Origin of the sequence: Marinobacter iranensis (assembly GCF_029207565.1) — a bacterium.
In the GTDB taxonomy this organism is placed as follows: domain Bacteria; phylum Pseudomonadota; class Gammaproteobacteria; order Pseudomonadales; family Oleiphilaceae; genus Marinobacter; species Marinobacter iranensis.
This window is the reverse complement of record NZ_JANCMW010000003.1, coordinates 283949-302772: the sequence shown is the minus strand read 5'-3', so window position 1 is coordinate 302772 and position 18824 is coordinate 283949. Positions and strand designations below refer to the sequence as shown.

Annotated in this window: 15 protein-coding genes; 13 read left to right on the top strand and 2 right to left on the bottom strand. The window is 59.4% G+C overall.

From position 1 onward, the window contains the following. The 12 genes from NLU14_RS07835 to NLU14_RS07780 all read left to right on the top strand — a co-directional run bounded on the left by NLU14_RS07835 (position 1) and on the right by NLU14_RS07780 (position 15673). The gene (locus NLU14_RS07835; protein ID WP_275705658.1) at positions 1–1593 is read left to right on the top strand and encodes a NosD domain-containing protein; all 1593 of its coding nucleotides are present in this window, start codon (positions 1–3) and stop codon (positions 1591–1593) included. A gap of 1 nt (position 1594) precedes the next feature. Next, complete coding sequence (locus tag NLU14_RS07830) at positions 1595–3013, top strand: MBOAT family O-acyltransferase (RefSeq protein WP_275705657.1); 1419 nt, start codon at positions 1595–1597, stop codon at positions 3011–3013. Between the two features lie 11 nt (positions 3014–3024). After that, entirely contained in the window at positions 3025–4176 is a 1152-nt protein-coding gene (locus NLU14_RS07825; RefSeq protein ID WP_275705656.1) for an alginate O-acetyltransferase, read from the top strand. 11 nt (positions 4177–4187) lie between these two features. Next, entirely contained in the window at positions 4188–4841 is a 654-nt protein-coding gene (locus tag NLU14_RS07820) for an alginate O-acetyltransferase AlgF (RefSeq protein WP_275705655.1), read from the top strand. Then, positions 4838–6262: an alginate O-acetyltransferase AlgX-related protein gene (locus tag NLU14_RS07815; RefSeq protein WP_275705654.1), complete on the top strand. Its 1425-nt coding sequence runs from the start codon at positions 4838–4840 to the stop codon at positions 6260–6262. Before NLU14_RS07820 ends, NLU14_RS07815 begins: the two co-directional genes overlap by 4 nt. Before the next feature lie 33 nt (positions 6263–6295). Next, entirely contained in the window at positions 6296–7480 is a 1185-nt protein-coding gene (locus tag NLU14_RS07810) for an alginate lyase family protein (RefSeq protein ID WP_275705653.1), read from the top strand. Between the two features lie 87 nt (positions 7481–7567). Beyond that, positions 7568–9031, top strand: a complete 1464-nt coding sequence (locus tag NLU14_RS07805) for a mannose-1-phosphate guanylyltransferase/mannose-6-phosphate isomerase (RefSeq protein WP_275705699.1) — start codon at positions 7568–7570, stop codon at positions 9029–9031. Positions 9032–9115: 84 nt separating this feature from the next. Beyond that, complete coding sequence (locus tag NLU14_RS07800; RefSeq protein ID WP_275705652.1) at positions 9116–10471, top strand: phosphohexomutase domain-containing protein; 1356 nt, start codon at positions 9116–9118, stop codon at positions 10469–10471. Positions 10472–10560: 89 nt separating this feature from the next. Further along, positions 10561–12189 carry an acyl-CoA synthetase gene (locus NLU14_RS07795; protein ID WP_275705651.1) on the top strand — a complete coding sequence of 543 codons (1629 nt, stop codon included), beginning with the start codon at positions 10561–10563 and terminating at the stop codon, positions 12187–12189. A 189-nt stretch (positions 12190–12378) separates the two neighbouring features. Next, positions 12379–13140: an SDR family NAD(P)-dependent oxidoreductase gene (locus NLU14_RS07790; RefSeq protein WP_275705650.1), complete on the top strand. Its 762-nt coding sequence runs from the start codon at positions 12379–12381 to the stop codon at positions 13138–13140. 32 nt (positions 13141–13172) lie between these two features. Then, a complete protein-coding gene (locus tag NLU14_RS07785; protein ID WP_275705649.1) occupies positions 13173–14324 on the top strand; it encodes an acyl-CoA dehydrogenase family protein in 1152 nt (383 codons plus the stop codon). Between the two features lie 167 nt (positions 14325–14491). Next, positions 14492–15673 (top strand): thiolase family protein, encoded by a 1182-nt coding sequence (locus NLU14_RS07780; RefSeq protein WP_275705648.1) that lies wholly within the window; start codon positions 14492–14494, stop codon positions 15671–15673. 12 nt (positions 15674–15685) lie between these two features. Here the strand turns inward: NLU14_RS07780 and NLU14_RS07775 are convergent, their stop codons facing one another. Continuing rightward, positions 15686–16690 carry an AraC family transcriptional regulator gene (locus tag NLU14_RS07775; RefSeq protein WP_275705647.1) on the bottom strand — a complete coding sequence of 335 codons (1005 nt, stop codon included), beginning with the start codon at positions 16688–16690 and terminating at the stop codon, positions 15686–15688. A 115-nt stretch (positions 16691–16805) separates the two neighbouring features. Here NLU14_RS07775 and NLU14_RS07770 point away from each other — a divergent pair, with 115 nt between their 5' ends. Beyond that, entirely contained in the window at positions 16806–17690 is an 885-nt protein-coding gene (locus NLU14_RS07770) for a chemotaxis protein (RefSeq protein ID WP_275705646.1), read from the top strand. Between the two features lie 3 nt (positions 17691–17693). On the opposite strand, the gene NLU14_RS07765 is transcribed toward NLU14_RS07770, so the two are convergent. Continuing rightward, the gene (locus NLU14_RS07765; RefSeq protein ID WP_275705645.1) at positions 17694–18767 is read right to left on the bottom strand and encodes a mechanosensitive ion channel family protein; all 1074 of its coding nucleotides are present in this window, start codon (positions 18765–18767) and stop codon (positions 17694–17696) included. Positions 18768–18824: the final 57 nt, after the last annotated feature.

The following is an 18824-nucleotide window of genomic DNA, read 5'->3' as shown; positions in this document are numbered from 1 at the left end:
ATGAAAGCTCGAGAAACCAAGTGGGTACTGTGTCTGCTGATTACCGCACTGATTCTGCCAATGCAGGGAGTTGCTGCCGGCAGTGCCGGCGATGCCCAAACGGTGAATGCGCCCCCGGCGATTGCGCCTGAGATCGGGGACTATGGCATTGAGATAAAGTCCGGCGAGGACCTTTATCGGCCTGAGCCGGAAATTCCCGATGTGTCGGCGTATAGCCGTGATGCCGTCGAGGCACGGCTGGCCAGCCGGCCAGACACGCCACCGAATGTAACGGTGGAGCGTATCGGTGATGTCAGTGCGCTCGGCGATTTCGTGGATGAGGGCCGGGCGCGCGAATGGGTGATCCGTCAGTTCTCACACCCTCAGGCAATTCTGATCAATCGCGGCAAGGTGACTCTGGACGATGTGTACCGCCAGGTGAATGACCAGCGCTACATGGAACGCACCGACGACGGCACTTACATCATCCGTTTGCCACTGGCCGTCCGACAGGATGCCACGCTGGTCATGCGTGACCAGACGCTGCGGCTTTCCGAGGAACGGGGCGCCTTCATTGCCAACGACGGCTGGCTGTTTGCCATTGATAGCAAGATTGTTGGCTGGCGTGAGGAGGCCGATGGTCCGGCAACGTTTCAGGAAGAAGGCAGCTTCCGGCCTTTTTACGTGGGTTGGGGCGGCAGCGAGAATTTCATTCTCGGCACCACCATGGCCAATCTTGGGTATCTCCAGAGTAAATCCTACGGGTTCACCGTGGCCCAGTATTCCGAATACGACAATGCCAAATTGAAGCGCAAGGCGCCCCATGCCTGGCTGATTGATTCCACCTTTGAGGATCTCTACTACGGGTTCTACTGCTACGAGGCGGAAGATGTTGCCATCGTCAACAACGTCTACCGCGACAACATCGTGTATGGCATCGATCCCCACGACTATTCCAGCGGGCTGATCATTGCCAATAACGAGGTGTATGGCACCCGTGAGAAACATGGAATCATTATTTCCCGCGAGGTGAATAACAGCTGGATCGTTGGAAACCGAAGCTATAACAATGGCCTGTCCGGCATCGTGCTGGACCGCCAGAGCAGCAACAACGTGGTGGCCAACAACGTTTCCTATGACAACCAGGGCGATGGTATCGGGCTTTACGAGTCACCCGACAATCTGCTCTGGGGCAACCGGGTGATGAATAATCTGCGCAACGGCATCCGAGTGAGGAACAGCAGCAATGTGGATGTCTACCACAATGTTGCCGTGCTCAACGGTACCTGGGGCATCTACGGCCAGTTGAAGGACCTGTCCGCCACCGATCGCAACTTCAAGGAAGATTTCTACGACTACGAAGTGTCGATGAGAGTGGTGGGCGGCGAACTGGTGTCCAATGCCAGCGGTCCCCTGTCTACGGACAACCCCGCCTATATCGCGCTGTATGACGTGGGTATGCGATTCCCCAGATCAGAGGTGGGTATCCACTTTGAGGGCGTGCTCGGCAAATACCAGATGCAGATCTTCGATGCTCTGAGGAACCAGAGCCGTGCGGTGTTTATTGAGCCCTCGGCCGTGGTATCGGGGCAGGTAACGCAGGCGGAGAACTGACATGGTTTTCTCATCCAACATTTTCCTGTTTCTGTTCCTGCCGGCCTTTCTCGGCCTCTACTACCTGACACCGTTCAGGCACCGCTCACTGGTTATCCTGATCGGTAGCTACGCGTTCTACGCCTGGTGGCGGGTGGATTTCCTGCTGCTGTTCGTGGCGGTGACGCTCTGGAACTATGTCATCGGTCTGGGAATACATCGCGCCGGTATCGGGACCGCAAAGGCCCGGAAGTGGGTGGCTGTTGGTGTGGGTGGCGATCTGGCCACACTCGCCTATTTCAAGTACGCCAACTTCGGCGTCGATAGCCTGAATAATCTCCTGGTTGCCGCTGGCAGCCAGCCCCTGGAAATGGCGAACATCATCCTGCCAATCGGGATTTCCTTCTACATCTTCCAGGCGATCTCCTATGTGGTGGATGTCTACCGTGGGGATACCGACCCGACCCGACGGTTTATCGATTTCGCGGCGTTCATTGCGCTCTTCCCGCAGCTGATTGCGGGGCCGGTGCTGCGCTACAAGGACCTGGCGGATCAGTTTACCTACCGCACCCATACGCTGGAAAAGTTCGGTGAGGGGGCGGTCAGGTTCATGCAGGGCTTCATCAAGAAAGTGTTCATCGCCGACTCCATTGCCCCGCTGGCGGACAGTGCCTTTGCCTTGTCTGACCCCACCACGGCGGACGCCTGGCTGGGGATCCTGGCGTACACCGCGCAGTTGTATTTCGACTTTTCCGGTTATTCCGACATGGCCATTGGCCTGGGCCTGATGATGGGGTTCCGGTTTACCGAGAATTTCAACCAGCCCTACATCAGCCAGAGCATTACCGAATTCTGGCGCCGCTGGCACATCAGCCTGTCCACCTGGCTGCGGGACTATCTGTACATCCCCCTGGGGGGCAACCGCGACAGCACCGTCAAAACCTACCGCAACCTGCTGCTCACCATGTTGCTTGGCGGACTCTGGCATGGCGCCAACTGGACGTTCCTGCTGTGGGGAGCCTGGCACGGGTTGCTGCTGTCGATAGAGCGGGCACTGGGTGTGTCTGGTAGCCCATCGGGGTTCCGCTTCTTCCGCTGGGCGCTGACGTTGCTCTTCGTAATGCTCGGCTGGGTCACCTTCCGGGCCAGCACGCTGACGGAAGCCTTTGGCTTCTACGGCGCCATGTTCAGTTTCGATGGGGCGGGGCTTAGCAGTGTCTTTCTCCAGGGAATCCGGGATCTGAACCTGGCCATCCTGGCTGTGGCGTATGGCGTGATCGCGCTAATGGGAGCCAGGGACCGGCTGGGGCACCGTGGTCTTTTCCCGGTTGTGCCCGCCTGGCGATCTGCTGTCGCTCCATTGCTGGTTCCGGTTTTTGGCCTGGCAGTGCTCAAGCTGTCCGCTGAAAGCTTTTCACCATTCCTGTATTTCCAGTTTTGAGGGTGGAATTGATGACCAAAACGTCCGCACGAATCACGGCTTTTCTCTTCATGGCGCTGGTCCTGGCTCTGGGCGTGCTGTCCTTGAGGCCCCTGCTGGGCTACGAGGCCAAAAAAGAGCTCAGTCCGGTCAACGGTGAATTGGCCCGAAGCCTGGAAAGCCACTACGACGAGCAGTTCCCGGCCAAGGATCTGGGAACCAACCTCTGGGCCGCTATCAATTACACGCTTTTTGACGAGGGTCGTCAGGGCGTGGTGGTTGGTAAGGATGAGTGGCTGTTCACCGACGAGGAAATCTACCCGGCCAGCCGTGACGCGGAGGTGGTCAACCGTAACCTGCGTCGTGTTCACCGAATCGCCGACTATTTGTTGGCCGAAGGCATTCCGCTGGTTGTGCTGGTGGTGCCAGCCAAGGCCCGCATCCATTCGGAAAAGCTGGGAAGTATTCATCCCGAGCCGGTGATGGTGTCGTTGTATGACCTGTTCCAGCAGTCGCTGGCAGGGGCGGGTATCCCGGCTCCGGAACTGAAGCCCGCGCTGGAGCAGGCGCAGCGTCACGGTAAGTCCGTTTTTCTGAGGACGGATACCCATTGGTCTCCGACCGGTGCAAACCTGTTCGCCGAAGGCGCCGCCCAGTTTATCCGTAACCGGTTCAATGGCCTGGCCTGGGGCGAGCAGGCCTTTGTGACGTCGGTTGGCCAGCCTGTGCAGCATCGCGGTGACCTGCTGAATTACATCCCGGTGGCCCCGGCGTTCACCGAGTTTGGTCCGGCGCCTGATCAACTGAAGCCAAGGACCACACGCGCCAGCAGTGATGGTCAGGCGGATGCCGGCACTCTGTTTGGCGAGGACTCAACGAACACGGTGCTGGTAGGTACAAGTTACAGCGCCAATGAGCTGTGGGACTTTCCCGGTGCCTTGCGAAAGCATCTGGGCCAGGACCTGATCAACGTGGCCGAAGAGGGCGACGGGCCCATCGTGCCGATGGTCAATTACCTCAACTCTTCCGACTTCCGGGACCAACCGCCACAACTGGTGATCTGGGAATTTCCCGAGCGTTACCTGGCACGGCCACTTGAGTCCGAACAGGCTCAGGCCTGGTTCCGCCAGGCAGACAAAATGCTGACCGCACAAGCGGATAGCCGTTCCGAAACCAACCCCTGAGGATGATGAAAATGAGAGCACTGATGCATACCGCTTTTTTTGCCCTGATCAGCAGTTTGCTGATCTCCATGAACATGGCCCAGGCCGGAGAGGATGCACTGTATGCCGCTGAAGCCCCGGATGGGGCTGCGTTCATCCGTGTTGTGAATGCGGATGCCAGTGGCGCGCTGGCCGAGGCGACTATTGGTGACAAGATGATCAAGGAGGTATCGCCGCTGGAAGCAAGCCCCTACATCTACCTGCCGGAAGGTCGGTACCAGGTAGAGGTAGGCGGGCAGCAGACGTCCGTTGCCATGAAAAAGAACGAGTTCTATACCGTGGTGGTGCTTGGTTCCGGTGAGATGAAAGTGATGAAAGATGTGGCCTTCGACAACCCACGCAAGGCATTGCTTTCTTTCTACAACCTGACCGGCACTGGTGGCGTCACCCTGAAGACGTCCGATGGCAAGGTTGCCGTAATCGACGCAGTGGACTCCCTGGATGTGGCTAATCGCGAGATCAACGCCGTGAATATCGCATTGGGTGCATTCCAGAGTAACCAGGCGCTTGCCACGACCGGCGAGATCAACCTTCAGCGCGGCAAGGTATTCAGCGTTTTTGCGATTGATGTTGGCGGCAAGCCCAGACTGGTCGTTGCTGAAAACCGGGTGGATACGTCGGTATGAAGCAGGTGTTCAGAGGCCGTGGACTGTGGGCGCTGGCCCTGTTCGGGTTGCTTAGCGGTGCTGGGTTGAACGCCAGCGCCACAGAGCTGCCTGAATATGACATCAAGCGCTGCTGTGATCTGTGCCCGCTGACGGCGTACCCATCCAGTTACGACACCAATTATCTGAAGAACTTCAAGATGTTGGTACAGGGTAAGGATGGCTGGCTGTTTCGTTCGGAGGCCGAACTGGTTGAGCAGTTCGGGCCGAACCTGGAGGGCCTGAAACACCTGAAGCGCTTTGCCCGACACCTGAAGGAAACCACTGGTACTGAGTTGGTGATGGTGTTCCAGCCGACAAAAGGGTTGGTCCATCCCAACCATTTACCGTCGACATCACCGGTGCCTTTCAGTTGGAACGTCGCCCGTAAGAGCTACGCCGATGCCTTGGGAAGGTTCCGTCAGGCCGGGCTGGTGGTTCCGGATTTGACGCCACTGCTGGACGAAGAGCCCCGTGAGGACGCTTTCTATTTCAAGCGTGATCACCACTGGACGCCCTACGGCGCCCGCCGGACGGCGAAGGTTGTAGCCGAGCGCATCAAGCAGATGCCGGCCTATCAATCGCTGTCGCAGCAGGAGTTCGTCACTCGCCGTTCCGGTCTGATCAGAAAAGACGGTTCACTGCAGGATGCGGTAAAGCGGATCTGCGGCTTCGATTACGGCTCCCAGTATGTGGACGAGTTCCGCACCGAATCCTCGGGCACCGGCCAGTCTGCTGAAGCCAGCGCCCTGTTCGGTGATCAGGGGTTGCCCCCCATCACGCTGGTGGGCACCAGTAACAGTAAAGGCGCTCAGGATTACAATTTTGTCGGTGCCCTGCAGGAGTTCCTGGGTGTGGAGGTTCTCAACGTTGCGGTAGCTGGTGGCAGTTATGACGGCTCAATGTTTGAGTACCTGCTTTCCGACAACTTCCGACAGTCGCCGCCAAAGATAATGATCTGGGAGGTGCCGGGGTATCACAACCTCGACAGCGCGGAATTCTATCGCCAGGTTACGCCGATGATCAGCGGCGCCTGCGAGAACCAGAAGCCTGTGCTGCAGAAAACCACGCCGATCAAGGCCGGGATCACCGAAGTGCTTTACAACGGTGGCGGCCAGTTCATCGAGATGCCCAGTAATGAATACGTCGTCGATCTGCAGTTCAGTGACCCGGGAGTGAAAGAGGTTGATGCCTTCATCTGGTACGTCTTCGGGCGCAAGGATCGCGTTGACATGGAGTATGGCGACCGTGTTGATACCCCCGGTCGGTTTGTTTTTGAGCTTCCCGAAGGGCCCGACTGGAACGATGAGTTGTTCATGTCGCTGGACCTTGAGCTCAAGCCTGAGCAAGTCACTGAAGGATTGACGGTGACCACGAAAATCTGTCGGCGTCAGGACATCTGACGAACATTCATTCAACGCATAGAGAGGATGATCATGCGAATCCGACTACGTCCGGAATATCGACAATGGAGCCGCTCACTGCTGACCGTGACGGTCTCCGTGGCATTTGGTGTGGGCAGCGCAAGCGCCGGCCAATGCCTGAACGGGGAGCTCCGTGCCCCGGTGGGCTATTACCAGGTTCCCGAAGTGGACGAGGGGGGCGAGTATGACTGCGATCGGGTGGAACCCCACACCGGCTCGTTGTCGCTTACCAGCAAGTACCAGGGTAGCGACGACGCGCGGAACGAGCTGAATGAAGAGGCCTATGAAGAGTACAAGGCGGCGACCAGTAAAGTCCGCAACTTTGAGAAGGCGGTCATAGCTGCGGCTGATGATTACCAGGTGGATGGTGATGGTGCCGAGGCACTGAACTGCGTGCTGGACAACCTTGATGACTGGGCTTCAGCCGACGCGTTGCTGACCGATGACATCAATCATGTTGGTCAGGCGGTACGTAAGTGGGCGCTTGCGGCCGCTGCCAACGCCTATCTCAGGATGCAGACCTCTGCCCCGGAAACCGCAATGGACCCAGAACAAACCCGTCGAATTGAAGACTGGTTCCTGAGCTTGAGCGATGGTGTCCGCCAGTACTACACCGACCGGGACCCCGGCAAGGTCAACAATCACGATTACTGGGCGGCCTGGGCCGTCATGTCGTCAGCGGTTGCCACCCAGGACTGCGACGACTGGAACTGGTCTCTGGCCAAGTTCGATGAAGCCATGGGGCAGATTAATGAGGACGGCTATCTGCCAAGGGAACTGAGCCGCGAAACCCGTGCTCTGGAGTACATGAACTACGCCATGCAGCCGCTGACCATGATTGCGGTGTTTGCCGAGGTAAACGGCAATTCCGTGTATGACAGTTATCAGGATGTATTCCCGGACATGGTCCAGAACGTGGTCAGGGGCCTGGAAGACCCGGAGCGGATAGAAAGCATTACCGGCGACGAGCAGGTCGTCGACGGGCTTTATAAATCCTGGTCTCTGGCCTGGATGGAACCCTGGCAGGCCACCTGGGGGCCCATTGAGGGTATGCCGGCTTTCCTGGAGGAGTTGCAGCCCATGAAGTCCACCCGGTTGGGTGGCGACATTTCCTTCCTGTACCGAATAAACCCGCTGTGGCCCGAAGGCTCGCAGCCAAATCCACCCAGCAACATCAAGCTTAGCAAGCGTTCGTAACAGGGCTCCGGTTTCCACGGAACGCCCTGATGAAGACGTCAACTGACGTTTTTGCGGTACGTCATTAAAGAGCAAAGGAGCAGAATGATGATTCCAGTCATACTTTCAGGTGGTAACGGTTCACGGCTTTGGCCTCTGTCGCGCCAGGCCTACCCCAAGCAGTTCCTTCCGCTGGTGGGGGAGCAGAGCATGTTGCAGGAGACCCTGTGCAGGCTGCCAGTGGACAACACCGAGGCACCGGTAGTGGTGGCCAACAACGAGCACCGGTTTATTGTCAAAGAGCAGTTGGAGGCCATTGGCCGAGAACCCATGTCGATTCTGCTGGAGCCGTTTGGCCGCAACACCGCGCCGGCGGTGGCGCTGGCTGCCATCGAAGTGGCGCGCAAAGATCCCAAGGCCATCATGCTGGTTTTGCCCGCTGATCATGCCATCGAAGACGTCGAGGCATTCCAGCAAGCCATGGCTCACGGTGAAAAAGCAGCCAAAGCCGGTGGCCTGGTGTTGTTTGGTATCAAACCCACCCGACCGGAAACCGGATACGGCTATATTGCCACCGGCCGTTCGGTAGACGCGCCTGGCGCAGCCCGCCCGGTCTCCCGGTTTATCGAGAAGCCAGACGCTGAAAAAGCCGCTGCGTTGTTGTCCGCCGGTGGCTACTACTGGAACAGCGGCATGTTCATGTTCCGGGCTGATACTTATCTGTCTGAGCTCAAGAAACACAGCCCGGATATTTACGACACCTGCCTGCTGGCAGCCCGAAGCCTTGAGCGGGATATGGAGTTCACCCGCATTCCAGCGGAAATATTCGAGCACTGCCCGGATGATTCCATCGACTATGCGGTCATGGAGAAAACCTCGAAAGCCTTGCTGGTGCCCATGGACGCTGGCTGGAGCGACGTTGGCTCGTGGTCCACTATCTGGGATGTGACCGATAAGGACGAGCACGCCAATGCGATTCTTGGCGACGCCTGCCTGGAAGACAGCAGTAACTGCCTGGTGCATACGTCGGACAAGCTGGTAACCATGTTGGGCGTGAAAGACCTGGTGGTTGTCGATACCAAGGACGCGTTAATGGTTGCCCACCGGGACAAGGTACAGGACGTTAAAAAACTGGTGAAGCGCCTGAACGGCGAGCAACGCATGGAAACCCGCACGCACCGCCAGGTTTATCGCCCCTGGGGTAGCTACGACAGTATTGATATGGGTAACCGGTTCCAGGTTAAGCGCATAACCGTCAAACCCGGCGAGCGTTTGTCTTTGCAGAAACATCATCACCGTGCCGAGCACTGGATCATCGTGCGGGGTACCGCTGAAGTTACCCGTGATGAGGAAACGTTTCTGCTGTCGGAAAACGAATCCACTTATATCCCTATTGGTGCGGTACACCGGTTGTTCAATCCCGGTCGCATTCCTCTGGAACTGATTGAAGTACAGTCCGGCGCTTATCTTGGCGAGGATGACATCGAGCGTCTGGATGATCGCTACGGTCGTGTGACGCCCAAGCCAGAGGTGGAGGAAGAGCGGATTCCGGTGATGTCGGAAAAGGTGTAAGACCAGTGCGGCCCGTTGTGCAGAGCTGCTGACGGCGGCATAGCGGGCCACGCCATTGATTAAAGGTTTGACGGAGAAACAGCTATGGACGTGTCCTGTTTTAAGGCCTATGACCTGCGCGGCCGGGTGCCCGAGCAGTTGAACCCTGAGCTGGCAGAGCGAATCGGGCGGGCCTACGTGGAGCTGACCGACGCTCGCCGGGTTGTGGTGGGGTACGATATCCGCTTATCGAGCCCCGAGATTGCCTCCGCCTTGAACTCCGGGCTGATGGCCGCCGGCGCGGATGTCTACGACGTCGGTCTGTGTGGCACCGAGCAGATCTATTTTGCCACCAGCCACTACAACATGGATGGGGGCATTATGGTAACGGCCAGCCACAACCCCAGGGACCACAACGGTATGAAACTGGTGGGCCGCGAATCGCGCCCGATCAGCTCGGATAATGGCCTTGAGATCATTCGCGACAGGGTATCCCTGCCGTTCGAGGACGCGCCGGTTCCCGGGCGCTCGGAGAACCTGGATGTGGAGCCTGATTACATCCATCATTTACTCGGTTATATCGACGGGAGCACGATCAAGCCGCTGAAGGTGGTGGTCAATGCCGGTAACGGCGGCGCAGGCCCGGTCATCGACTCGCTGGCCCGCTGGCTGCCCTTCGAGTTCGTGCGGTTGCACCATGAACCGGACGGGCATTTCCCCAACGGGGTTCCGAACCCGCTTCTTGAGGAGAACCGGGCGGTCACGGCCGAGGCGGTATTGCGCGAAGGCGCGGATATGGGCATTGCCTGGGATGGCGATTACGACCGTTGTTTCTTCTTTGACGAGAAGGGCCGGTTTATCGAAGGCTACTATATTGTGGGCCTGCTGGCCGACCAGTTCCTGCGTAAGGTTGGTGGTGGCAATATCATTCACGATCCGCGGCTGACCTGGAACACCCGTGACCTGGTTCTGGCTGCGGGCGGTACTCCCATTGAGAGCAAGACCGGGCACGCGTTTATCAAGCAGCGTATGCGCGAGGAAGATGCGTTGTATGGGGGCGAGATGAGTGCCCACCATTATTTCCGCGACTTTGCCTACTGCGACAGCGGCATGATTCCCTGGCTCCTGGTTGCCGAGCGGCTTTGCCAGACCGGTCAGCCGCTGTCATCGTTGATCGATGCCCGTATTGAGGCTTATCCCGCCAGCGGCGAAATCAACCGCACTGTTGATGATCCCGCCCGGCTGATTAGTACCATCGAGAAAATTTACGGCGCGGACGCGTTGTCTGTCAGCCACGTTGATGGCCTGAGTGTTGAATTTGAGCGCTGGCGCTTCAACCTCCGGATGTCGAATACCGAACCGCTGGTCCGGCTGAATGTGGAGTCACGGGGGGATATTGCCCTGATGAGGGAAAAGACGTCTGAGTTACTGGATGCGATGGCGCGACTGAACCAGTCCTGAGGTCAGGGAGGGGAGCGGCTTCGGGGGCTCGCTGAAACGTCGGCTGTGCCCTATAGTCAGGTGTTGAAAAACAACACCAGGAGACCTGTATGGCTTCGATCTTTGATCAGGGCCTTGAGCCCACCGATGCAAACCACGCGACCCTGACACCGCTGGATTTTCTGGTGCGCACCGCCAGCGTATATCCGGAATACCCGGCTGTGATCCATGGCAAGGTTCGCCGCAACTGGCGAGAAACCTATGAGCGCTGCCGCCGGCTATCGTCCGCCCTGGCCGCGAAGGGGGTTGGCAAGGGGGATACGGTGGCGGCGATGCTGCCGAACATTCCCGAAATGCTGGAATGCCATTTCGGTGTCCCCATGCTGGGCGCGGTGCTGAATGCGCTGAACACCCGCCTGGATGCGAAGACCATTGCCTTCATGCTGGAGCATGGCGAAGCCAAGGTGCTGATTGCAGACCGGGAGTTTGGCGAGGTTATCAATGAAGCCGTCAGCCTGCTGGATAACCCGCCGCAGGTAATTGACGTCAATGATCCGGAACTCGGCGGTGGTGGCACCCAGGTGAGTGGCCTGGACTACGAGGCTTTCCTGGCCAGCGGCGATCCGGAATTTGACTGGCAGATGCCGGCGGATGAGTGGGATGCGATCTCGCTGTGCTATACCTCCGGCACCACCGGCAACCCGAAAGGAGTGGTGTACCACCATCGCGGGGCCTATGAGAACGCCATGGGCAATCAGGCGGTGTGGTCCATGGGCATGCATCCCGTCTATCTATGGACCCTCCCGATGTTCCACTGCAACGGCTGGTGTTTCCCCTGGACCATCACCGCGTTTGCCGGCACCCATGTGTGCCTGCGCAAGGTGGACCCGGAGAAGATCCTGAAGCTGATCAGTGAGCACAAGGTCAGCCATATGTGCGGTGCGCCGATTGTGCTGAATACCCTGCTGGGTGCTTCGGAAGCCTCGAAATCCAGCTTCAGCCATACCGTGCAGGCGATGACCGCCGGCGCCGCGCCCCCGGCCAAGGTGATTGAGGCGATTGAAGAGATGGGCATCCGCGTGACCCACGTTTACGGCCTGACCGAGGTGTATGGCCCGGTCACCGTGTGCGCCTGGAAATCCGAATGGGACGACCTGCCGGTGGAAGACCGAGCCCGCATCAAGGCGCGGCAGGGGGTTCGTTACCACACCCTGGCCGGCATGATGGTGGGGGACCCGGAGAGCATGGAAGCGGTGCCGAAAGACGGCAAGACCATCGGCGAGATTTTCCTGCGTGGCAACACGGTGATGAAGGGTTACCTGAAAAACCCCAAGGCCACCGAGGAAGCCCTGCGGGGCGGCTGGTTCCACACCGGCGACCTGGCGGTGTGGCACGCCGATGGCTACGCGGAGATCAAGGACCGGTTGAAGGACATCATTATCTCCGGCGGCGAGAACATCTCCACCATTGAGGTGGAAGACGTGCTCTATCGCCACCCCGATATCCTCGAAGCCGCCGTGGTGGCCAGGCCGGACGAGAAGTGGGGCGAGACGCCCTGTGCCTTCGTGACCCTGAAGCCGGAGGCCGGGGATGTCAGTGAAGACGACATCATCGCCTTCTGCAGGGAGCGCATGGCCAAGTTCAAGGTACCCAAGACCATTGTGTTCAGTGAACTGCCAAAAACCTCCACCGGCAAGATCCAGAAGTTCGTGTTGCGGGACGACGCAAAAAAGCTCTGACCGCCTGCTGTAAGCCCCGGGGCCGGCGCGGTTTTGACCCCGGGGTGTCAATTTTTATCAAATTTCCTGCCCGGTTATGTCATGGCGCCCAGGAGGTGACTGAGACAGACTGATCCCATATCCACATTCGAACGGATTGCCGGCGGGCCTTTGGGGCTGCGCCGGCGATGCTGATACCAGGAGACAGACATGGAATTTCAAGGTGTACCAGCCATTGTGACCGGTGGCGCTTCAGGCCTCGGCGAAGGCGCCGCCCGCGCACTGGCCGCGGCCGGCTGTAAAGTGGCCATTTTCGACCTGTCGAAAGAGAAGGGCGAAGCCGTCGCCAGGGACATTGGTGGCGTGTTCATCGAGTGCGACGTGTCCTCCGCCGAAAGCGCCGAAGCCGCTGTTAAAGCCGCCCGAGACGCCCACGGCCTGTGCGGCATCGCCGTCAATTGCGCCGGCATCGCGCCCGCCGCCAAGATCCTCGGCAAGGACGGCCCCATGCCGCTGGAGAACTTCAACAAGGTTATCCAGGTTAACCTGGTAGGCACCTTCAACATCATGCGCCTGGCCGCCGCCGACATGGCCCAGCGCGAACCCAACGCCGATGGCGAACGGGGCGTGGTGATATCCACCGCTTCTGTTGCGGCCTTTGAAGGCCAGATCGGCCAGGCCGCCTACAGCGCCTCCAAGGGCGGCGTTGTGGCGATGACATTGCAGTCCGCACGGGAACTGGCGCGGGAAGGCATCCGCGTAAACACCATCGCACCGGGCATTTTCATGACCCCGATGATGGCCGGCATGCCCCAGGAAGTGCAGGACAGCCTGGCCGCCACACTGCCGTTCCCCAAACGCCTGGGCAAGGCCGAGGAATTCGGCATGCTGGTGGACCAGATGGTGCGTAACCCGATCCTCAACGGCGAGGTAATCCGCCTCGACAACGCCCTGCGAATGGCGCCCCGGTAATTCCGGTGCCCAAGCAATTGAAGGAGACAACCATGACCAGCGTTGTTGATAAAGAAGAGCTCGACATGTTCCGGGAATCCGTCATCAAGGCCCTGGAAACCGAGGTGACCCCCCACTACGAAGCCTGGGAAAAATCCGGCATCGTTCCCCGGGAACTCTGGAACACCCTGGGCAACGCCGGCATGCTGTGCGTCGACGTACCCGAAGACTGGGGCGGCTGCGGCGCGCCCTTCCTGTACTCCGTGGTGGTAGGCGAAGAAATGGCCCGCATGGGCTTCGGCGCATTGTCCACCAACGTGATGGTCCACTCCGACATCGTCGCGCCGTACCTCAGCCACATCGGCAACGAGGAACAGCGCCAGTATTGGCTGCCCAAAATGGTCTCCGGCGAAGCCGTCGGCGCCATCGCCATGACCGAACCCGGCGCCGGCAGCGACCTCCAGGCCATCCGTACCAGTGCCGTGAAAGACGGGGACGACTACATCCTCAACGGCTCCAAGACCTTCATCACCAACGGCCAACACGCCGACATGGTCATCGTCGCCGCCAAAACCGACCCCAAAGCCGGCGCCCGTGGCATCAGCCTGTTCCTGGTAGACACCTCATTACCGGGCTACAGCAAAGGCCGCAACCTCGACAAAATCGGCCAACACTCCGGCGACACCTCGGAACTCTTCTTCTCCGACATGCGCATCCCTGCGTCGGCACTGCTGGGCGAAGAAGGCCAGGGCTTCATGTACCTCATGCGCGAACTCCCCCGCGAACGCCTGGTCATCGGCGCCCTCGGCGTCGCCGCCGCCCGCGGCGCCCTGGACCTTACGATTAACTACGCCCAGGAACGGGAACTGTTCGGCCAGAAACTGGCCCAACTGCAAAACACCCGCTTCGAAATCGCCCGCATGGAAACCGACTGCCGCGTCAACCGCGCCTTCGTCGACGAATGCATCGCACTGTACGAAAAAGGCGAACTCGACGCCCCGACCGCCTCCATGGCCAAGTACAGCGCCACAGAAATGCAGTGCCGGGTAGCGGATGGTTGCCTGCAGTTGTTTGGCGGTTACGGCTACACCAGCGAGTACCCGATTTCGAGAGCGTTTATCGATGCGAGGGTACAGAGAATATACGGCGGTACATCCGAAGTAATGAAAGAAATTATTGCCCGGTCTGTCTTGGGTAAAGCATAGCCAAGACGAACATCCGTCTCACAATCTGGGGGCCGGGTGGGTGACCTTCCTCCGGGACCGTCAAAAGCCATGGATGGCTTTTGTCGAGCGTACAGGGACGTATTTACAGCGTGTCCCGGAGGAAGGTCACCCACACGGCCTTGCACCGAAATCAGAGGATTAAAGAAATGAACAGCAACGACGTAGTAATAGCAGGCTCCGCCAGAACCCCCATGGGCGGAATGATGGGCGACCTGAGCTCCGTGCGTTCCCCGGACCTGGGCGCCACCTCCATCAAAGCAGCCATCGAAAGAAGCGGCCTGCAACCGGCAGACATCCAGGAAGTCATCATGGGCTGCGTACTGCCGGGCGGCCTCGGCCAGGCACCGGCGAGACAGGCCTCCCGCGCCTCCGGCATCCCCGACTCCAGCGGCTGCACCACCGTCAACAAAATGTGCGGCTCCGGCATGCAAGCCGTCATCATGGCCCACGACCAGATCAAAGCCGGCACCAACAACATCATGGTCGCCGGCGGCATGGAAAACATGAGCCAGGCACCGTACCTGCTGCCCAAAGCCCGCGGCGGCTACCGCATGGGCCACGGCCAGATCATGGACTCCATGTTCCTCGACGGCCTCGAAGACGCCTACGAAGGCGGCCTCATGGGCGTCTTCGCCCAGCGCACCGCCGACAAATACGACATCAGCCGCCAGGCCATGGACGAATTCGCCATCGGCTCACTGCAGAAATCCCTTGCCGCCATCGAGAATGGCTGGTTCCGGGATGAAATCGTATCGGTCACCGTCTCCGGCCGTGGCGGCGACACCGAAGTCGACACCGACGAACAACCCGGCAAGGCCAAACCCGAGAAAATCCCCCATCTCAAACCGGCCTTCGCCAAAGACGGCTCCGTTACCGCCGCCAACGCCAGCTCCATCAGCGACGGCGCCTCCGCTATGGTACTGGCCTCTGCGGCCGAAGCCGACGCCCGTGGCCTGGTGCCCCAGGCCAGAATCGTCGCCCACGCCACCCACGCCCGCCTGCCGGCCGAGTTCACCCTCGCGCCCATCGGTGCCATCGAAAAGGTACTGAAAAAAGCCGGCTGGAGCCGCGACGACGTCGATCTGTTCGAAATCAACGAAGCCTTCGCCGTGGTCACCCTGGCCGCCATCAACGAGCTTGGGCTCGATGCCAACAAGGTCAACGTCCACGGAGGCGCCTGCGCCCTCGGCCATCCCATTGGCTCCTCAGGGTCGCGGATCATGATCACCTTGATCAACGCCCTGAAACAGCGTGGCCTCAAACGCGGTGTGGCGTCCCTGTGCATTGGTGGCGGGGAAGGTACCGCCGTGGCGATCGAACTGCTGTAAAACCTCTGGAAACTACTGGTCCTGCTTACGGTAGGCCAGTGGGCTGAGCCCGGTCCAGTGCTTGAAGGCACGGGAAAAGGCGCCGGGCTCGGCAAACCCCAACTGTGACGAAATCTCCGACACAGTCAGGTTCTGCCGCGTGAGCATGATCACCGCCTGGTCCCGTCGCAGGTTGTCCTTGATCTTCTGGTAGGAACTGCCCTCCGCCTTCAGCTTCCGCGACAGGGTATAGGCCGTCATGTGCAGTTGCCCGGCCATCTGCTCCTGGGTGGGTAACCGTTCGTCTTCCACGCTTTCCAGGATCTGCCGCACCCGCGTGGTCAGGCTGTCATCCTCATCGGTCCAGATCAGCATTTTGCGGGGTGACTGGGAGATGAAGTCGTCCAGCTCCGCCGGCGTGCGGGTCACCGGCATATCCAGGTAGTTGCGGCTGAAGAACAGGCTGTTGCGGTCGCGATTGAAGAAACACTGGCAGGGAAATACGAAGCGGTACTCATCGAAGTGGCCCGGCAGTTCATGCTGGAAAGTGGCGTGACTGAGTACGATCTTGCGGCCGATCAGCCAGCCCACCAGGCGGTGCCATACCAGCAACAGCCACTCCACCAGGAAGTTGTCCGGGTCCAGCTCCGGGTGGCGGTGGGTGATGCTCAGCTCCACATCCTCGCCGCTGGTGTCCAGCTCAATCACAATGTCGTCGGAAAACAGCCGGTAGCAGCGAATGCTCTGGCGGATCACCTCTTCCAGGTTGTCGCTGTGCACCACCAGCGACCCCATCAGATGGAAGTGTCCTACACGGCAGGGCTGGTTGGTGCGGCCCATGAATTCGTCATCCAGCTTGCCCCACACCAGGCGGAACAGGCGAATGAACTGTTCGGTGGGCACCCGCGCTCGTGGTGAGTTAATGAATTCCGGGTCAATGCCGTTATTACGTAGTAGTTCATCGGAATAGCCGCCCGCCTTCTCCAGGCCGTAAAGGACGGACCTGGCGTAGTGGGAAGAGAAGGTCAGGTTCTTCATCGGGCGTTCATCTCGGGTAGCGCGGCGGCTGCAAAATCTTACAATTTCAGGTGGGCCGGCATGATATTGTCGGCCTGTTATACTTCTCGCAAAGATCCAGACAGGTTACAAGGTTATGGCCGAGGGCACCAAGCACCCCCAGAAACTGTTGCTGTTCTATCTGACAAGCCATAGGCCCTTTGGCCTGGGCACCCTGAAAATCCGGGAGATCATGCCCTTTGTGCCGCTGACCAAGCTGCCCCACAGCCATTCAGCGGTGGTCGGCACCATGAGTTTTCGGGGTTCGGCGGTGCCGGTGATCGATATGGCGGCAGCGGTGGGCTATCCGCCACTGACGGTTGAAGAACGCAAGACCGCCTCCATCATCATAACCGACATCCAGCGCCGGGAAATCGGCTTCCTGGTGCGCAGCGTGCGGAAGATCGTCGAGACGGACTGGAAGGATGTGACGCCACCGCCCAAGAGCCTGGGCGACCGGGCCTTCATCACCGGCCTGGTGACCATTGAGGACCAGATTGTTCAGTTGCTGGATGTGGAACTGCTGCTGGCGCGGGTGTACCCTGAGTCCGTCAATCCCCGTGACGTGGCACTGACGGACGTGCAGCGGGAAACCCTGAAAGGCCTGAACATACTGCTTGTGGATGACTCCCAGGTAGCGCGAAAGCAGCTGTCCGACGCGCTGGACAGCAAGGATGTGAGCTATTTCGTGACCACCAACGGCCAGGATGCGCTGGATCTGATGCTCAACTCCGACGGCGAAGGCAAGCCCATTGATGTCCTGGTGAGCGACATCGAAATGCCAGGGCTGGACGGCTATGAGCTGACCTTTAATGTGCGGGACAACAGTTCGCTGAAGCAACCGTACATCATTCTTCACACCTCCCTGAACAGCGAGATGAGCGTGAGCTACGCCAAACAGGTGGGCGCGGACGAGGCATTGACCAAGTTTGATGCGGAAGAGTTGCTGCACGCTATGCTGCGTGGAGCAGAGCGGGGCTGATCGCTACTGCTCCGGCTTTTCCACCAGCCTGGCGCGGACGCGCGGAAGGTGCTCGGGGAACTGCTCCTGGATGAAGGTGATCAGGCCCTCGCGGATTGCGCAGCGGAGATTCCACAGGGCGCTTGAATCTCTGGCGCTCAACAGGAAGCGCACCTGAATGTTGGTATCGGCCGCTTCGGTCACCTGTACGATGTTGGTCTTGCCGTCCCACTCTGGCGCCTGCTTCAGAAGCCTGTCGAACTCGGTGCGCAGGGGCTCGATGGGCATGGAGTAATCGACGTTGATGAACACCGTTCCCATCATTTCGGTGTCGTTCCTTGACCAGTTCTGGAACGGATTCTCGATGAACCATTGCAGCGGCACCACCAGCCGCCGCAGGTCCCACACTCTCAGCACCACGTAAGTTGCAGTCACCTCCTCCACCCAGCACCACTCGCCCTGCACATGGAGCACGTCGTCGATGCGGAATGGCTGGGTCAAAGCGATCTGCATGCCCGCCAACAGGTTGCCCAGCACCGGCTTGGCGGCAAAGCCGAGAATAATGCCGCCAATACCCGCCGACGCCAGCAGGCTGCTGCCCAGGTGGCGAACCGGCTCGAAGGTCACCAGCGCCGCGCCCAGGCCCACAATGACGATAAGAATGTTCAGCACCCTCACCAGAAACCGCGTTTGCGTTTCCACCTTGCGGGCGCGTTTCCACTGGCCTTCCAGTACCGGATTCAGGGAGACAATAACATCGCCGATAGCGGAGGTGCAGCGGACCAGGGCCCAGGTGACCGCCACAATCAGCAACAGGGTTGCCGCGTGCTGAAAGTGGCTTAGCAGCGGCAAGTCGGGCGAGGCTGCCTCCAGCACACCGTTGAGCACCACGAGGGCAATGACAACGCCCAGGGCGGTCGAAGAGGCATCCAGGAAGAGCCGGGGAACGGTCCTGCTGCGGGTCAACCGTTGAACGACGGCCAGCACGCCCTTGTACACCAGGAAGGTAAATACAACGGAAAGCAGGGCAGTTATGCCGGGATAAAACCAGCCTTCCAAGCCTGCCTGCAGCGCGTTCAGGGTTTCAAAATCAGTCATGGGCAATGGGCGTTGAATCAGCGGGTGGGCCAGTCTGCTATTCCGGCCAGTTTAAAC

Bases quoted from the DNA above. Each gene is read 5' to 3' on its own strand.
- NLU14_RS07835 (WP_275705658.1), top strand. From the start codon at position 1: ATGAAAGCTCGAGAAACCAAGTGGGTACTGTGTCTGCTGATTACCGCA.
- NLU14_RS07830 (WP_275705657.1), top strand. From the start codon at position 1,595: ATGGTTTTCTCATCCAACATTTTCCTGTTTCTGTTCCTGCCGGCCTTT.
- NLU14_RS07825 (WP_275705656.1), top strand. From the start codon at position 3,025: ATGACCAAAACGTCCGCACGAATCACGGCTTTTCTCTTCATGGCGCTG.
- NLU14_RS07820 (WP_275705655.1), top strand. From the start codon at position 4,188: ATGAGAGCACTGATGCATACCGCTTTTTTTGCCCTGATCAGCAGTTTG.
- NLU14_RS07815 (WP_275705654.1), top strand. From the start codon at position 4,838: ATGAAGCAGGTGTTCAGAGGCCGTGGACTGTGGGCGCTGGCCCTGTTC.
- NLU14_RS07810 (WP_275705653.1), top strand. From the start codon at position 6,296: ATGCGAATCCGACTACGTCCGGAATATCGACAATGGAGCCGCTCACTG.
- NLU14_RS07805 (WP_275705699.1), top strand. From the start codon at position 7,568: ATGATTCCAGTCATACTTTCAGGTGGTAACGGTTCACGGCTTTGGCCT.
- NLU14_RS07800 (WP_275705652.1), top strand. From the start codon at position 9,116: ATGGACGTGTCCTGTTTTAAGGCCTATGACCTGCGCGGCCGGGTGCCC.
- NLU14_RS07795 (WP_275705651.1), top strand. From the start codon at position 10,561: ATGGCTTCGATCTTTGATCAGGGCCTTGAGCCCACCGATGCAAACCAC.
- NLU14_RS07790 (WP_275705650.1), top strand. From the start codon at position 12,379: ATGGAATTTCAAGGTGTACCAGCCATTGTGACCGGTGGCGCTTCAGGC.
- NLU14_RS07785 (WP_275705649.1), top strand. From the start codon at position 13,173: ATGACCAGCGTTGTTGATAAAGAAGAGCTCGACATGTTCCGGGAATCC.
- NLU14_RS07780 (WP_275705648.1), top strand. From the start codon at position 14,492: ATGAACAGCAACGACGTAGTAATAGCAGGCTCCGCCAGAACCCCCATG.
- NLU14_RS07775 (WP_275705647.1), bottom strand. From the start codon at position 16,690: ATGAAGAACCTGACCTTCTCTTCCCACTACGCCAGGTCCGTCCTTTAC.
- NLU14_RS07770 (WP_275705646.1), top strand. From the start codon at position 16,806: ATGGCCGAGGGCACCAAGCACCCCCAGAAACTGTTGCTGTTCTATCTG.
- NLU14_RS07765 (WP_275705645.1), bottom strand. From the start codon at position 18,767: ATGACTGATTTTGAAACCCTGAACGCGCTGCAGGCAGGCTTGGAAGGC.